A 14,766-nucleotide genomic window follows, 5' to 3' on the forward strand; every position below is an offset into this window, starting at 1 on the left:
CAAGTTACCTGCGCACACTGTCAAAGATCGAAGGACTTGGCCTCAGCGCCTTGTCCGCCCCAGGAAGAAATCACTTCTGCCCGAGGGAGCCGCACATCATACAAGACTTTTAGGGTCTGTCAACACCTGAATGCGCGGGGTTTGCCTTCCTGCCGGGTTGGCCGGAGCCGCCAGCGGGAAGGGCGCGCATCTTGCCGCCTGCCGACGCGCTTGTGAAGTCTTGACGCCTTGACGCAGTCCGCGTATCGCGCGCAAGGTGCGCGCTTCCACACAGAACACCGAGCCACGCATGCGCAAATTCGTCCCGATCCTGTTCGCATCCCTCGCGCTGAGCGCCTGCGCCAGTGCCAACCAGCCGTGGGTGGAACTGGCCGGTCAACGCTATGCAGTGGAGATTGCCGATGACGATGCCGAACGCGCACGCGGCCTGATGTTCCGCGACGCGATGCCGGATGACCACGGCATGTTGTTCATCCACGACATGCAGGCGCCGCAGGCGTATTGGATGAAGAACACGAAGATCCCGCTGGACATCCTGTACTTCGACGATCAACGCAAACTCGTATCACAACAGCGCGGCGTGCCGCCCTGCTCACTGGGTGATGGCTGCCCGAATTACCCGAGCAACGTGCCAGCACGCTACGTGCTGGAACTCAACGCCGGCCATGCGGAAAAACTGAAGTTGCAGGACGGCGCGGTGCTGACCTTCGGCCCCGGCATCCCGCCCGCGAAATAAGCCTCAACCTTCGTACAACTCGAAGTCGTCCTTGGTCACCCCGCAATCGGGGCATGTCCATGTGTCCGGCACGTCTTCCCAGCGCGTGCCCGGCGCAATGCCATCCTCCGGCATGCCTTCGGCCTCGTCGTAGATGAAGCCGCAGACCACGCACATCCATTGGCGGTAGGGAACATCGGATTCGGAAGCAGTCATCGGGGCGATAATGCGGGCAACTGGCGCGGATTCTCCCATTGCGCGCCGCCTTGTGGAAGCACGATGGCGCATCCTCCTCTCAAGCGCGGGCTGTACCTGATTACGCCCGACGACCCCGATCCGGCGCGACTGCTGGCGCGCGTGCAGCGCGTATTGCCGTTTGCTTCCTGCCTGCAACTGCGCAACAAGGTGATGGATGCCGCAACACTGCACATCGCCGGCGCGATGCTGCGCGGTGCATGTCACGACGTCGGCGTGCCTTTCATCGTCAATGACGATGCCCATCTCGCCGCCGAATTGCATGCCGACGGCGTGCATCTTGGCGAGGACGACGGCGACATCGCCGCCGCACGCGCATTGCTGGGCGACGCCGCCATCATCGGCGTGTCCTGCTATGACGATCTGCAGCGCGCACGCACGCTCGCCGCGCAAGGCGCGGACTACATCGCCTTCGGTGCGTTCTTCCCATCGCCAACCAAACCGAACGCGCGTCGCGCATCGCTCGACCTGCTGCGCGACAGCGCCGCATTCGGCCTGCCGCGCGTGGCGATTGGCGGCATCACGCCGGACAATGCAACACCATTGATCGACGCCGGTGCCGACCTGCTCGCCATCATCAGCGGCGTGTTCGACGCACCCGATCCCGTTGCCGCTGCGCGTGCCTACCTTTCCCTTTTCCGACGAACCCGGATCACATGAATACCGAACGCTCGCATGACCTGTTCACCCGCGCCCAATCGCTGATGCCGGGCGGCGTCAATTCGCCGGTGCGCGCATTCAAGTCGGTGGGTGGCGAACCGTTCTTCGTGCAGCGCGCGGAAGGGCCGTATCTGTTCGATGCCGACGGCAATCGCTACATCGACTACGTGGGTTCGTGGGGGCCGATGATTGTTGGCCACAACCATCCGAAGGCGCTGCAAGCGGTGATCGAAACCGCGCGCAACGGCCTGTCCTTCGGCACGCCAAATCCGCTGGAAGTGACGATGGCGGAAACGTTCACGCGCCTCGTGCCGAGTTGCGAAATGGTGCGCATGGTCAACTCCGGCACCGAGGCCACGCTGTCGGCGATCCGCCTTGCGCGCGGCGCGACCGGGCGCAGCCGCATCGTGAAGTTCGAAGGCTGCTACCACGGCCACGGCGATTCCTTCCTGGTGAAGGCCGGCAGTGGCGCGCTGACCTTCGGCGTGCCAACGTCGCCCGGTGTACCGAAGGCGCTGGCCGACCTCACCCTCACGCTGCCGTACAACGATTTCGATGCCGCAACTTCACTGTTCGACGCATGCGGAAGCGACATCGCCGGCCTGATCGTGGAGCCGGTGGTCGGCAACGCCAACTGCCTGCCGCCGCGCGAAGGCTATCTGCAACACCTGCGCGAGCTGTGCACGAAGCACGGCGCACTGCTGATCTTCGACGAAGTGATGACCGGCTTCCGTGTTGCACTCGGCGGCGCGCAGGCGCGCTACGGGGTGACGCCGGATCTTTCGACCTTCGGCAAGGTGATCGGCGGCGGCATGCCAGTCGGCGCCTATGGCGGTCGCCGCGAGTTGATGGAGCAGATCGCACCCAGCGGCCCGATCTACCAGGCCGGCACGCTCAGCGGCAATCCGGTGGCGATGGCGGCAGGCCTTGCGATGCTGGAACTGATCCAGACGCCGGGCTTTTACGAAGCACTGGAAGCCAAGACCAATACGCTTTGCGACGGGCTGGAAGCCGCCGCGCGCGAGACTGGCATCGCCTTCACCACACAGCGCGTTGGCGGCATGTTCGGCATGTTCTTCAGCACGGAGAAAGTGGACACCTACGCGCAGGCGATGGCCTGCGACACCGCCGCGTTCAATCGCTTCTTCCATGCGATGCGCGAACGCGGCGTGTATCTCGCGCCGTCCGCGTTCGAGGCCGGCTTCATGTCCTCCGCGCATGACGACGCCGTGATCGCCGCCACCATCGAAGCCGCGCGCGGCGCATTTGCCGAGGTGCGCGCATGAGTGGCCTGCATCCCGGCACCATTGCCGTCCACGTCGGCAACGAAGCAGACCCCGCCACCGGCGCGGTCGCGCCGCCGCTGCATCTTTCCACCACCTTCCGCCACGGCCCATCCGGCGAGCGCGTGGCGGGCTACGAGTACCAGCGCGAGGGCAACCCCACCAACGACCGCCTGCGCGAAACATTGAAGGCGCTGGAAGGTGGCGAGGAGGCGTTGACCTTCGCGTCCGGCATGGCGGCGATGACCACGCTGCTGGAATCGCTGCCTACAGGCGCGAGCGTGCTGTTCCCGAACGACTGCTACAGCGGCCTGCGCATGCTGTTCGAGGAGTTCCTGCCGGAGCGCGGTATCACCGCCGACACGGTGGACATGAGCGACCTGGACGCCGTGCGCGCGGCCTGCGCAACGCCGCTGTCGATGCTGTGGATCGAGACGCCATCCAACCCGCTGATGAAGATCGCCGACATCGCCGCGCTGGCGCAACTCGGCCACGCGGCAGGCGCGGTGGTCGTGGCCGACAACACCTTCGCCACACCCTTGTTGCAGCGTCCGCTCACGCTGGGTGCAGATATCGTGATGCATTCGACCACCAAGTATTTCGGCGGCCACAGCGACGTGCTCGGCGGCGCATTGGTCTTTGCGAAAAATGATGCATTGGCGCACAAGGTCGCGCATCGCCTGCATGTGACAGGCGCGGTGCTGGCCCCGTTCAGTGCATGGCTGACCCTGCGCGGCTGCCGCTCGCTGGGCGCACGGATGGCGATGCACTGCGCGAATGCACGCAAGATCGTGGCCTTCCTTGCCGCGCATCCCGCCATCGAACGGGTGAACTGGCCCGGCCTGCCCACGCATCCCGGCCATGCCGTTGCCGCGCAACAGATGCGCGATTTCGGCGCGATGCTGAGCATCGAAGTCCGTGGCGGACGCGAAGCCGCGCTGGCCATGGCGGGCAAGCTGCGCATCTTCACCAATGCCACATCCCTAGGCGGCTGCGAATCGTTGATCGAACACCGTGCCTCGGTAGAAGGCCCGAACCCACGTTCGCCGCAGAACCTGCTGCGCATTTCGGTGGGGCTGGAAGATGCGGAGGATTTGATTGCAGACTTGGGGCAGGCGTTGGGGTGATGCCGGGAGCATGCATCGGGTTCGACAAAACCGCACCTGCTCAATCCTTCACCCATAGCCGCGTGAACTTCTTGCCACACGGGCTTCGATAACGGTCGAAATCCCTGCGATCCACAGTCAGGATTCGATGAACGCCGATGCGATCGGCGGTGAACACCAGCGCCACGTCGGCCATGTCCGCGCCGCCATCGGCGTAGCGGCCGATGAAATCAGCCATCGCGTCCAGTTCATCGCTGTCGCTGGCATGCACGGTCAGCCGCCCGGTTGCAGCCCAGCGCAACAGATTGCCGGTGGCGGTGTCGTCCAGCAGGTGGCCTGCTTCGGTCAGCACTTCCCACACGGTATGCAGGCGCGCGCCCGCCAGTTGCGCCAACATGCTACGGGCACTGACGTGATGACGGTCGCCGCCATTGAACAGCGCGACGAGGAAGCCCGTATCAACCAGCGTATCCGTGCTTCGCACGCAGGCGCTCCACGATGGCACGTTTTTGCGGATTGGTGACCTTGGCCGGATCGCGCAGGCCACCCTTGCCAATGTAGGCCGCATCGATCTCGGCAATGGCTTCCGGCGTGTGTGCGACCTTCATCGCATAGGCGGCGATGCTGCGACGGATGAACTCGGACTTGCTCACGCGCAACGCACGCGCGGCGCGGGCGAGCATGGCTTCGTCCTCGGCGGGCAGGCGGATGGATAGTGTCATAGCGGGAGGCCCGATGTAATACTGAATGTAATACTGGGCAAGATCAACGAAAAATGCAAATCCTGCCGGCACCTCGCCGCAGACGCCGACCACGCGATGCCGTATGTCATTTCTTCGGGTGCGGCGGCAACTGCGCACGTCGCGCATTGGAACGAGCCTGCAACTGTGCCAGCACGTCATCGGTGGAATACGGCGCTGATAGTCCTGCCACGCCGTCTCACCACGCGCACGGAAGGCATCCTGCACGTGCTTGAAGTCCACGGCGCTACGATCCCTTGTAGTTCCATAGCGGCCTGAATGCATCGCGATACAGCCAAGCGAGCACAAGCAGAAAGACGAGAAAGAATGACCCCCAAATCCATGCGCCCGTGAAGGCAATATGGAAGAAGGAAATCACGAGAATGGATGGCGCAAGCAGGATGATTCCGAGTGGCGTGGTTCGATGGAATAGCAGGCAGAGTCCTGCAATCGCAAAAGATGCACCAAGCAATGGGTTGATAAACCCGGAGCCCATTAGTTGCCCATAAAATGCCTGTGCTTCAGGCTCGGCGAACTGCGCAATCTCCGCACCGGTGATTGATTCGTATAGCCGGTGGGATCCAAGCAGCAACCAGAAAAGCCCGAAAATCCAGCGAGGAATCGCTTTTGCAACCTTGCGCCACATGACGGCTCCTTTCCCGATCAACAGAAGTTGGTATTCAAGGCATTTCTTCAAGACCAGTGCTGCGTGCGGAGCAAGCTCCGCACCTACAAATCAAACCACCTCGGCGGCAACTCAAGCCGCGTGCAGCTCCTGCCGCAGCACTTCGCGCAGCTTGCGCACGGTGAGCGGTGCATCTTCGGCATTGATGGCCGCGCGCAAGGTATCATTGATCAGCGTCTGGTAGTTGCCGCCACCCTGCACCTGCGCGCGGAACCACGCGAGGATGTCGGCATCAAGGCGAATGGTGATGCGTTCCTTGCCTTCGTTCTGGCCCTGCAGGCGCGCAAGATGCGGCACGTCCCTGGCTCGCTTGGCCTTGCTGAAATCGCGTTCGGGCATGTCGTTGATGTTCGTATCGCACTACACAAGCGTATGCACGATGTGCATATCCAGTCAAATCCCCGTCAGGTGGTCGCAACAAACGCCTCCAGCGCCTTCCGCAGCCGCGCCAAACCTTCCGCCACATCGTCATCGCCGATGTTCAACGCTGGGACGAAACGCAGCACGTCGGGGCCGGCTTGCAGCAGCAGCAGGCCGTGGGCTGCAGCGTGGTCGAGGATCGCACCGGCCTTGCCGGCATGTTCCGGCTTCAACACCGCGCCCAGCATCAGGCCGCGTCCGCGTACTTCAGCGAACAGGTTCATGTCGCGGTTGATCGCTTCGATGCCGTCACGAATCGCCTGTGATTGCTTCGCCACGTTCGCGGCGATTTCATCCGATGCCAGTTTCCGCAGCGCCACGCGCGCAACTGCCGCGGCCAGCGGGTTACCGCCGAAGGTGGTGCCGTGCGCGCCGAACTGCATCGCCTCCGCCGCCTTGTTACCGACCAGCATCGCGCCGATGGGGAAGCCGCCGCCGAGTGCCTTGGCAAGCGTCACGATGTCGGGCGTGACTTCATCCTGCCAATGCGCAAACAGGGTGCCGGTGCGGCCCATGCCGCACTGGATCTCGTCCAGCACCAGCAGCGCATCAAACCTGTCGCACAGCGCGCGCACCGCTTGCAGGTAGCCGGGGGCGGCGGGCATCACGCCACCCTCGCCCTGCACCGGCTCCAGCATCACCGCCGCCACATCGCCGCCGGCCATCGCGGTTTCCAGTTGCGCGATGTCGTTGAAGTCTGCGTAGCGGAAACCGCTCGGCAATGGCTCGTAGCCTTCTTGATACTTGGGCTGCGCGGTGGCCGTCACCGCCGCCAGCGTGCGGCCGTGGAAGCTGCCGCGGAAGGTGACAATGACGCGGCGTGCAGGCTCCCGGCCTTGCGCGGCGGCCCATTTGCGGACGAGCTTGATCGCGGCCTCGTTGGCTTCCGCGCCGGAATTGCAGAGGAAGGCGCGTTTGGCGAAGCGCGAGGCGTCCACCAGTTCCTGCGCCAGCCGCAGCGGTGGTTCGCTGTAGAAGACGTTGCTGGTGTGCCAGAGCTTGCCGGCCTGTTCGGTCAACGCGGCGGTCAGGTCGGGATTGCAATGACCCAGACTGCACACGGCGATGCCCGCGCCGAAATCCACGTAATCGCGGCCTTCGGCATCCCACAGGCGCGCGCCCTGCCCGCGCTGCAGGATCAGCTCGCGCGGTTTGTAAACGGGCAGGTAGTAGTCGCGGCCCAGCGCGAGCAATGCCTGATTGTCCATGCTTACCAGCTCCCCGTGTTCGGCATCGATGCCCAAGGTTCCTGCGGTTCCAGATAACCGTCCTGCAACAGTTCGACCGAAATCAGATCGGGCGAACGCACGAAGGCCATGTGGCCGTCGCGCGGCGGGCGATGGATGGTGTAGCCCATGTCCAGCAGGTGCTGGCAAGTGGCGTAAATGTCGGCAACGCGGAACGCCAGATGGCCGAAGTTGCGGGCGCTGCCGTAATCCTCGGTGTTGCCGTGTTCGTCGGGCCAGTTGTAGGTCAGCTCGATCTCGGCGTTCGGTGTTTCATCGGTGGCCAGGAAGACCAGCGTGTAGCGGCCTTTTTCGTTTTCCATGCGGCGTGTTTCGCGCAGGCCAAGGCCTTCGCAATAAAAACGCAGCGAGGCGCCCAAATCGCGCACGCGCACCATGGTGTGGAGGTATTTCATTGGCAGCATCCGTGGGGGATGCCGCCAATGATCCCATGCGCCGCCGGCTTGCGCCTCAGTCGGCAAGTTGGGCGATGTTGCGGGCAAGCAGCGCATCCGTGGCAACGCCAACGCGGGCGAGACGCGCATGGGTGTTGTAGTCGCCCGTGCGCTGATCGGCGGCGGAGACCAGCGCAGCGGCGAAGCGCATCGAGGCATCGTTGCCGCGCAGCCGGATGGCTTCGGCGATGCGCACGCTGCCGTCGCTGCCGGCAAGCAGGCGACGGAGGGCGACGACATCAACCTTGCCCAGACCCGGCATGTCGTAGCCCTGCAGGCGTTCGATGTCCTGCAGCGTCTCGGCGAAATAGCCAGCATCGAACAGCGCGTTTGCGCGCGCCTGCGGCGTGCTGGCGGCAGTGATGCGGGCTTCCAGCGCGGCGGCAAGCATGCGCAGCTGCGCGCCACTGGCGCTGGCATAGATGGCCGCGCGGCGCAGCGTTTCCATGCGCGCGATCACCGGCGCTTCGGCAGTCAGCAGGCGCAGGGTGTCGCTGTGCAGGCGGGTGCTGTCGTAGCCGCGGTCAATTGCGTTCCAGCCGCCCTTGCCCCAGGGCAGCGATGCCGCGCCGCCGGTATCGAATGGATGGCAGAGCAGCGGCGGGCCGGCAATGGCCGCTGACGAGAACAGCAGGGCGGCGGCGAGCAGTGCGCCGCGCAGGGTGGCATGGAACAGTCGCATGGAAGTTCTCCTGTGATGGCGGGGCCGCATGGCGTTGCCATGCGGGCATCACCAGGACGCGCCCCATGCGCGCTGCGTTAACCGCCTTCGCGCAGCCATGCCTCCACGCCGGCATCGCGCATCGGCAATGCATCCGGCCACTGCATCCACCAGCGTTTCATGCGCGGATACGGCAAGCCATTCCACCACGCGCCAAGCTGGGCGGTGCGGTCGCGCTGCCAGCCGGCACGGCTGGCGGGAACGGCGGGCAGCAGTTGCGCCATGCGTTCCAGCAATGGGCCGTCGCCAAGCTGCGGATACGCCTGCAACAGCGACAGCAGCGTGATTGCATCCTGCGCGCGCGATGTGGCGATCAGGGCGCGTACTTCCACGCCTTGCGGATCGACCGCGCCTGCACGCGCATCGACGGCGTCCAGCGCGGCGATGAAGGCCGCTGCGGCATCTTCCGCATATGGCGTGCCGGCTGCACCGCTGCCATGCAGGCGAACGCGCGTGCCTTGTGGCGCCAGCACTTCGCGATGGGTGTTGTCGATCTGCACCCAGCCGCTGCGCACGCGCAGGCTGCCATTGCCGGCGGCGTCGATGGCAAGCTCGAACTCGCAGCCAAGGTCGAACACATCGCTGCCCGGCAGGCTAACGCCAAACTGCCCCGGCGGTGCCCACACCCGCGCCCACATCCGGCCTTGCTGCAATTGCACGCGGTGGCGACCGGTACGGGTTTCGACCAGGCGCAGGCGCGATCCCGGGCCGATGGCGACTTCGCCGATGCCGGCAGCGCGCAGCCGTGCAGCGCCGCCCGCGCCGGTTTCAATCAAGCCGTCCACCGCAAGCGCACGAGCATGGCTGCCATCGGTGCGCACATCACCCTGCCGGGCGATGACTTGCCACGGCTCACCTGCGTCCCATTGCAGGCGTTGCTGATACCAGTGCTGCATGCCGATGGCACACAGCGCTAACACAGCCGCAGCAGCAATGGCGACGCGCCAGCGGCGGCGAGGCCTGCGCGCAGCGGTACGTACCAGCGCTCGCCGCGATGCCGGCCCCAGCGCATGACCGGCCAGCAGGCGTTCCAGCTCCGCGATCTGCGGATCGACCGCGCCGCTGCGGTTCCACAGGTAATCGTCGTTGTCGTTCATCGCCCTCCCGCTCCCGTTCGCGGCTGCAACAAGGCCGCACGCAACATCGCCATGCCGCGATGCAGGTTGACCCGCACGCTGCCGGCGGTCAGGCCGGTGCGTGCGGCGATTTCCGGGCCATCCAGACCTTCCACCAAGCGCAACATCAAGGTGTCCCGGTATGCCTCCGGCAATGCGCGGATCGCGGCCAGCGCATGCTGTGCATCCAGCCTGTCTTCATGGCTGGCCTGTGCATCCGCCGTTTCCATTTCGATGCCGGTCAGCGGCGCACGCTTGCGTTTTGCGTCCAGCGCGGCATTGCGGGCAATACCCAGCAGCCAGCCGGGGAACGCGGCCGCTTCGCGCAACTGGCCCAGCCTTTGCATGGCGGTCTCGAACACGTCCTGGGTCAGGTCGTCGGCATCGGCCTTCTGCACGTAGCCCAGCAGCACGCCATGCACCACCGGCGAAAACTGCCGGAACAGCGCATCCATCGCGCTGCCGGATCCCCGGCGCGCGGCTTCGACCAGTGCAGGCAGCGCCTCCATTGCGTCCATGTTGTCCAAATCGTCGCGATTCACGGACAGGACGCGATGGACGGGCGGCGCGTTAACAGGCGATGGTCAGTCGATGAACAGATCAGGCAGCAACGGCTTCGATGGATCAACCGCATAGCCGGACAAGTCGGTGATGCCGGCGTCGTGCAGCACCTCATCTTCGATGAAGAAGTTGCCGGTGCAGGTTTTCGCATCGCGGGTGAGGATGGCGTGCGCGGCATCGGCCATGATCGCGGGCGAGCGGCCGTTGCCGGTTTCGACGCCGGGGATCATGTTGAGCGCATCGGTGGCGATCAGGGTGCGCGGCCACAGCGCATTCACGGCCACGCCCTGCGGGCCGAACTCGGCGGCAAGGCCCAGCGTGACGAAGCTCATGCCCATCTTCGCCAGCGTGTAGCCGGTATGCGGGCCCCACCATTTGGGGTCGAGCGAGGGCGGCGGGCACAGGGTCAGGATGTGCGGGTTGGGGGCGTGCAGCAGATGCGGCAGGCAGGCCTGCGCGCACAGGAAGCTGCCACGGCTGTTGACCTGCTGCATCAGGTCGAAGCGCTTCATCGGTGTGTCCAGCGCGCCGCGCAGCCAGATCGCGCTGGCGTTGTTGACGAGGATGTCGATGCCGCCGAAGGCATCCACGGTGGCCGCAACCGCGGCTTTCACTTCGTCTTCTTCGCGGATGTCACATTTCAGCGCAAGCGCGCGACCGCCTGCGTCTTCGACCGCCTTCGCCGCGGTGTGGATGGTGCCGGGCAGCTTGGGGTTGGGTACGTCGGACTTGGCGGCGATGGCGACGTTGGCACCATCGCGCGCGGCGCGCAGGGCGATGGCCAGGCCGATGCCGCGCGATGCGCCGGTGATGAACAGGGTCTTGCCGGAAAGTGAAGTCATGACGCGCCTCCGTGTGGGGTGCGGCAAGTGTAAGGCCGCTGCCGCTTATACTGGCGTGATGCAGGGCGCATGGTTCGACAACTTCGTTGCCTGGATCGGCGCGCATCCGCATGCGGCGGGGCTGCTGATCTTTCTGGTTGCATTCGCCGATGCCGTGATCGTGCTGGGCGCACTGGTGCCGGCGCTGCCGCTGATGATCGCCATCGGCGTGCTGATCGGCATGGGCGAACTCGACGGCCCCTATGCCGTGGTCTGCGCTGCGTTCGGCGCGCTGTGCGGCGATGGCATGAGCTACTGGGTGGGCCGGCGCTGGGGCGATTCGCTGCGCGGCGTGTGGCCGTTCCGGCGCTATCCGCAACTGCTGGAACGCGGCGAAACCCTGTTCCGGCGCAACGCCGTCAAGAGCATCCTGATCGCCCGCTACATGGGCGCGGTGCGGGCGTTCGTGCCGGCCATCGCCGGCATGTCGAAGATGCCGCTGCCACGCTATCTGCAAGCCAGCGGTTTTGCCTGCGTGTCATGGGCGGTGCTGTTCCTGCTGCCCGGCTGGGCGCTGGGTCAGGCGTATGACGCCGTGGCTGCCGTGGCCGACAAGCTGGCGCTGGTGCTCTTGGGCCTGCTGGCAGTGCTGGCATTGGTTTGGGCGATGGTGCTTTACACCTCGCGCTGGTTTGCCGCGCATGCCGACAACCTGCTGGCGCGCGCGCTGCGCTGGACGCGGCAGCATCCGCATCTTGGCCGCTACACCGCGCCATTGATCGATCCACGCAGGCCGGAGTCTGCATCGCTGCTGGTACTGGCGGTCTGCCTGTTCGCAGTGGCCTGGCTGTGGGCCTGGTTCAACACCTCCTTGCTGCTGCGCGGTGGGCCATCCGCGCTGGATCACAGCGTGCATGCCTTCATGTTTGCCCTGCGCAATCCGCTGGCGGACAGGTTGATGGCATCGCTGGCCGCGATCGGCAGCGCGCCGGTACTGGGGATCGCCGCTGCTGCCGCCACGCTCTGGCTGCTGTGGCGCAAGCGCTGGATGGCCGCCACCCACTGGCTGATCGCAATCGGCGGCGGGCTTGCGATCACGATGGGGCTGGATGCAGCGGCGGACATGCCGCGCCCACCCACCGCTGCTGCCGGCTTCGGCTTTCCCTCCATCGCGGTGACGATGACGACGGTGGTGTTCGGCTTCTTCGCGGTGTTGATCGCGCGCGAGTTGCCCGGTCGCCAGCGCGTGTGGCCCTACTTGCTGACCGGCATCGCCACTGCGCTGGTGAGCTTCGCGCGCTTGTATCTGGGCGCGCACTGGTTAAGCGACATCACCGGCGGCGTGCTGCTGGGCGTGGTGTGGGTGCTGCTGCTGGGCATCGCCTATCGGCGGCGCAGTTCGCGTTCGTTCTGGATGCGCCCGCTGGCATGGACGTTCTACGGCTGCTTCGCGCTGGCTGCGCTGTGGCATGCGCCGCGCAGCGCGCAAGCGACGCTGGCGGCATTCGTGCCGCCACCGCCCGCGCAGGTATTGGACGATGCACGTTGGCAATCGCATGGCATCGACGATCCGCGCCATTTTGAATTGCAGGCGCGCGGTGACCTGGACGTGCTGGCGCGCCGGCTTGCCGCCGATGGTTGGGTGAAGCAGCCGCCGGTGGATTGGGAAGCAACGCTGGGCCTGCTGGATGATTCGCAACCACTCGACAAGCAGCCGGTGCTGCCGATCGCGCTGGGCGGCCATCCCGAACGCCTGCTGTTGCGCCGGCAGGGTGCGCATGAGGACGAAATCGAAGTGCTGCGCATCTGGCCGGCACCGGTGCGGCTGGCAAGCGGCACGCCGCTGTGGGTGGGTCGCCACGAGCGCATGCGCGCGCGCCTGCACATGCGGCTGCTGACGCTGTGGCTGCCACAGCCACGCGCAGAACAGGAAGCACCGCCGATCAGCCTGCAAGCGTATTCCGGTGTGTCTGCCGATGCCGGGGGCACGGTGCAGGTACGCATCACGCCAGACTGACGCGCCGAACTGACGCGCCGCTTCAATCTGTTTCGGCAACGCCTTCCAGCAGGTGTTGAAGGCGCTTGTGCGGATCGTCGATCTGCAACAACGCCTGCCGCTGCGCATCTTCCATCGGCAGCAGTTCCGCCAGCCGCCAGCCCACCCACGGCGCATCCTCGAACAACGCGGGATCGGGATCGATGCCGCCGCCCACCTGTTCCAGGATGCGGCGCAGCAGTTCGGCCAGCAACGCATGTTCCGGGCGCAGCCGCAGCGAAGCGCCCGGTGTTTCCGGCAGGTCTTCGAGGAAGGCCACCTCGCCAATCAGCAGGCCGTTGTCACGCACCCGCGTATGCAGCACATGGAAGCGCCGGCGACCGCGCACGCGCAGCAACAGCAAACCGTCCGGCGCGGCATCGAAATCCTCGATCACCGCCTCGGTGCCGAAGGCCGCCGGCAGCGCGGGCGCACCGGCATCCTGCCCTGCAAGGATCAGGCACACGCCAAAGCCGGCACCATCGCGCCCGCAATCGCGCAGCATGTCCAGATAGCGCCGCTCGAAGATGCGCAGCTCCAGCGCGCCGCCGGGCACCAGCACCGTGTGCAGCGGGAAGAGTGGCAGGTTTTCAGTCATCTCCAAGCGCAGCAAGGAAGCGACGCGGCGCACCATCAAAGCCGCCGTTGGACATGAACACCACATGGTCGCCGGGCCGCGCCTGTGCCTTCAGCGCGGCGATCAACGCATCGGCGTCGGCCACCGCGCGGGCCTGCCCGCGAATCGCGGCGATCACCTTGCCTGTATCCCACGGCAGTTCGGGCCGGGCGAGGAAGACCACGGCATCGGCAGCATCCAGCGAGGGCGCGAGCGCATCCGCATGCGCGCCAAGCCGCATGGAATTGCTGCGCGGCTCCATCGCCACGATGACGCGGGCATCGCCGACCTTTGCGCGCAAGCCTGCAAGCGTGGTCGCAATCGCGGTCGGGTGATGGGCGAAGTCATCGTAGATGGTGATGCCGTTGCATTCGCCGATCACTTCCAGCCGGCGCTTGACGCTGCGGAACTGCGCAAGCGCGGGGATCACCGCCGCAACATCCACGCCCACCGCCGCGCAGGCTGCAAGCGCGGCAAGACCGTTCAATACGTTGTGGTCGCCGAGCAGCGGCCATTCGACGATGCCGACTTGCTTGCCATCACGCAGCACCGCGAAGCGGCTGCCGTCCTCACTCAGCTTGCGTGCGCTCCACTCGAAACTTTCATCGAAGCCGAACCGCTCCGCCGGCGTCCAGCAGCCCATCGCCAGCACCTCACGCAGATGCGTGTCGTGGCCGTTGACGATCAAGCGGCCACGACGCGGCACGGTGCGCACCAGGTGGTGGAACTGGCGCTGGATCGCGGCCACGTCCGGGAAGATGTCGGCATGGTCGTATTCCAGATTGTTGAGGATGGCGACCAGCGGGCGGTAGTGGACGAACTTGCTGCGCTTGTCGAAGAAGGCGGTGTCGTATTCGTCGGCCTCGACCACGAACTCGCGGCCCGCACCGATCCGCGCGGACACGCCGAAATCCTCGGCCACGCCGCCGATCAAAAACCCCGGCGTGCGACCCGCCGCTTCCAGCAGGAAAGCCAGGATCGTGGTGGTCGTGGTCTTGCCGTGGGTGCCGGCCACCGCCAGCACGTCGCGGCCCGGCAGCACGCATTCGCTCAACCACTGCGCGCCGGAGGTGTATTGCATCCCGGCATCGAGGACATGTTCGACCGCTGCATTGCCACGCGACAGCGCATTGCCAACCACGATTTCATCGCAATCCGATGCGATGTTGCCCGGCAGGTAGCCCTGCTTCAGCGCGATACCCAGCGTTTCAAGCTGGGTGGACATCGGCGGATAGATGTTCTGGTCGCTGCCTTCGACCGCATGGCCGAGTTCGCGCGCCAGCACGGCCACGCCACCCATGAAGGTACCGGCGATGCCGAGGATGTGGAGTTTGCTCATGCGCTTGTTGCTT

General features: G+C 65.6%; 18 protein-coding genes. 5 read left to right on the top strand and 13 right to left on the bottom strand.

Features of this window, described 5'->3' with window-relative positions; all coding sequences use genetic code 11:
* Positions 1–289: 289 nt before the first annotated feature.
* Positions 290–736: a DUF192 domain-containing protein gene (locus tag QM612_RS05085; protein ID WP_415252812.1), complete on the top strand. Its 447-nt coding sequence runs from the start codon at positions 290–292 to the stop codon at positions 734–736.
* 3 nt (positions 737–739) lie between these two features.
* On the opposite strand, the gene QM612_RS05090 is transcribed toward QM612_RS05085, so the two are convergent.
* Positions 740–931 carry a rubredoxin gene (locus QM612_RS05090; protein WP_415252813.1) on the bottom strand — a complete coding sequence of 64 codons (192 nt, stop codon included), beginning with the start codon at positions 929–931 and terminating at the stop codon, positions 740–742.
* 63 nt (positions 932–994) lie between these two features.
* Here QM612_RS05090 and thiE point away from each other — a divergent pair, with 63 nt between their 5' ends.
* The 3 genes from thiE to QM612_RS05105 are packed head-to-tail and all read left to right on the top strand — an operon-like array spanning position 995 to position 4,040.
* The gene (thiE, locus tag QM612_RS05095) at positions 995–1,630 is read left to right on the top strand and encodes a thiamine phosphate synthase (protein WP_415252814.1); all 636 of its coding nucleotides are present in this window, start codon (positions 995–997) and stop codon (positions 1,628–1,630) included.
* The gene (gene hemL, locus QM612_RS05100) at positions 1,627–2,916 is read left to right on the top strand and encodes a glutamate-1-semialdehyde 2,1-aminomutase (RefSeq protein WP_415252815.1); all 1,290 of its coding nucleotides are present in this window, start codon (positions 1,627–1,629) and stop codon (positions 2,914–2,916) included. Before thiE ends, hemL begins: the two co-directional genes overlap by 4 nt.
* Complete coding sequence (locus QM612_RS05105; RefSeq protein ID WP_415252816.1) at positions 2,913–4,040, top strand: trans-sulfuration enzyme family protein; 1,128 nt, start codon at positions 2,913–2,915, stop codon at positions 4,038–4,040. Before hemL ends, QM612_RS05105 begins: the two co-directional genes overlap by 4 nt.
* 40 nt (positions 4,041–4,080) lie before the next feature.
* Here the strand turns inward: QM612_RS05105 and QM612_RS05110 are convergent, their stop codons facing one another.
* The 10 genes from QM612_RS05110 to QM612_RS05155 all read right to left on the bottom strand — a co-directional run bounded on the left by QM612_RS05110 (position 4,081) and on the right by QM612_RS05155 (position 10,784).
* Positions 4,081–4,503, bottom strand: a complete 423-nt coding sequence (locus QM612_RS05110) for a type II toxin-antitoxin system VapC family toxin (RefSeq protein ID WP_415252817.1) — start codon at positions 4,501–4,503, stop codon at positions 4,081–4,083.
* Complete coding sequence (locus QM612_RS05115) at positions 4,478–4,741, bottom strand: ribbon-helix-helix protein, CopG family (protein ID WP_415252818.1); 264 nt, start codon at positions 4,739–4,741, stop codon at positions 4,478–4,480. Before QM612_RS05115 ends, QM612_RS05110 begins: the two co-directional genes overlap by 26 nt.
* A 265-nt stretch (positions 4,742–5,006) precedes the next feature.
* Entirely contained in the window at positions 5,007–5,405 is a 399-nt protein-coding gene (locus QM612_RS05120; protein WP_415252819.1) for a hypothetical protein, read from the bottom strand.
* A 111-nt stretch (positions 5,406–5,516) separates the two neighbouring features.
* A complete protein-coding gene (locus tag QM612_RS05125; RefSeq protein ID WP_415252820.1) occupies positions 5,517–5,783 on the bottom strand; it encodes a BrnA antitoxin family protein in 267 nt (88 codons plus the stop codon).
* A 65-nt stretch (positions 5,784–5,848) separates the two neighbouring features.
* Positions 5,849–7,072, bottom strand: a complete 1,224-nt coding sequence (locus QM612_RS05130) for an acetylornithine transaminase (protein ID WP_415252821.1) — start codon at positions 7,070–7,072, stop codon at positions 5,849–5,851.
* 2 nt (positions 7,073–7,074) lie between these two features.
* Complete coding sequence (locus QM612_RS05135; RefSeq protein ID WP_415252822.1) at positions 7,075–7,506, bottom strand: VOC family protein; 432 nt, start codon at positions 7,504–7,506, stop codon at positions 7,075–7,077.
* A gap of 55 nt (positions 7,507–7,561) precedes the next feature.
* On the bottom strand, positions 7,562–8,227 hold the full coding sequence (locus QM612_RS05140) for a hypothetical protein (RefSeq protein ID WP_415252823.1): 666 nt from the start codon (positions 8,225–8,227) through the stop codon (positions 7,562–7,564).
* A gap of 77 nt (positions 8,228–8,304) precedes the next feature.
* Positions 8,305–9,363 carry a FecR domain-containing protein gene (locus QM612_RS05145; RefSeq protein WP_415252824.1) on the bottom strand — a complete coding sequence of 353 codons (1,059 nt, stop codon included), beginning with the start codon at positions 9,361–9,363 and terminating at the stop codon, positions 8,305–8,307.
* Positions 9,360–9,899 carry an RNA polymerase sigma factor gene (locus QM612_RS05150; protein WP_415252825.1) on the bottom strand — a complete coding sequence of 180 codons (540 nt, stop codon included), beginning with the start codon at positions 9,897–9,899 and terminating at the stop codon, positions 9,360–9,362. The genes QM612_RS05145 and QM612_RS05150 overlap by 4 nt, the downstream gene beginning before the upstream one ends.
* A 66-nt stretch (positions 9,900–9,965) precedes the next feature.
* A complete protein-coding gene (locus QM612_RS05155; RefSeq protein WP_415252826.1) occupies positions 9,966–10,784 on the bottom strand; it encodes an SDR family oxidoreductase in 819 nt (272 codons plus the stop codon).
* A gap of 58 nt (positions 10,785–10,842) precedes the next feature.
* Between QM612_RS05155 and QM612_RS05160 the strand changes: the two genes are divergently transcribed.
* Positions 10,843–12,780, top strand: coding sequence for a bifunctional DedA family/phosphatase PAP2 family protein (locus tag QM612_RS05160; RefSeq protein WP_415252849.1), 1,938 nt, complete (start codon positions 10,843–10,845; stop codon positions 12,778–12,780).
* A 22-nt stretch (positions 12,781–12,802) separates the two neighbouring features.
* Here the strand turns inward: QM612_RS05160 and QM612_RS05165 are convergent, their stop codons facing one another.
* Both QM612_RS05165 and mpl read right to left on the bottom strand, forming a co-directional pair.
* Positions 12,803–13,396, bottom strand: coding sequence for an LON peptidase substrate-binding domain-containing protein (locus QM612_RS05165; RefSeq protein ID WP_415252827.1), 594 nt, complete (start codon positions 13,394–13,396; stop codon positions 12,803–12,805).
* Entirely contained in the window at positions 13,389–14,753 is a 1,365-nt protein-coding gene (gene mpl / locus QM612_RS05170) for a UDP-N-acetylmuramate:L-alanyl-gamma-D-glutamyl-meso-diaminopimelate ligase (protein WP_415252828.1), read from the bottom strand. The genes QM612_RS05165 and mpl overlap by 8 nt, the downstream gene beginning before the upstream one ends.
* Positions 14,754–14,766: the final 13 nt, after the last annotated feature.

It is taken from the genome of Thermomonas sp. (genome assembly GCF_047606765.1).
Taxonomy (GTDB): Bacteria; Pseudomonadota; Gammaproteobacteria; order Xanthomonadales; family Xanthomonadaceae; genus Thermomonas.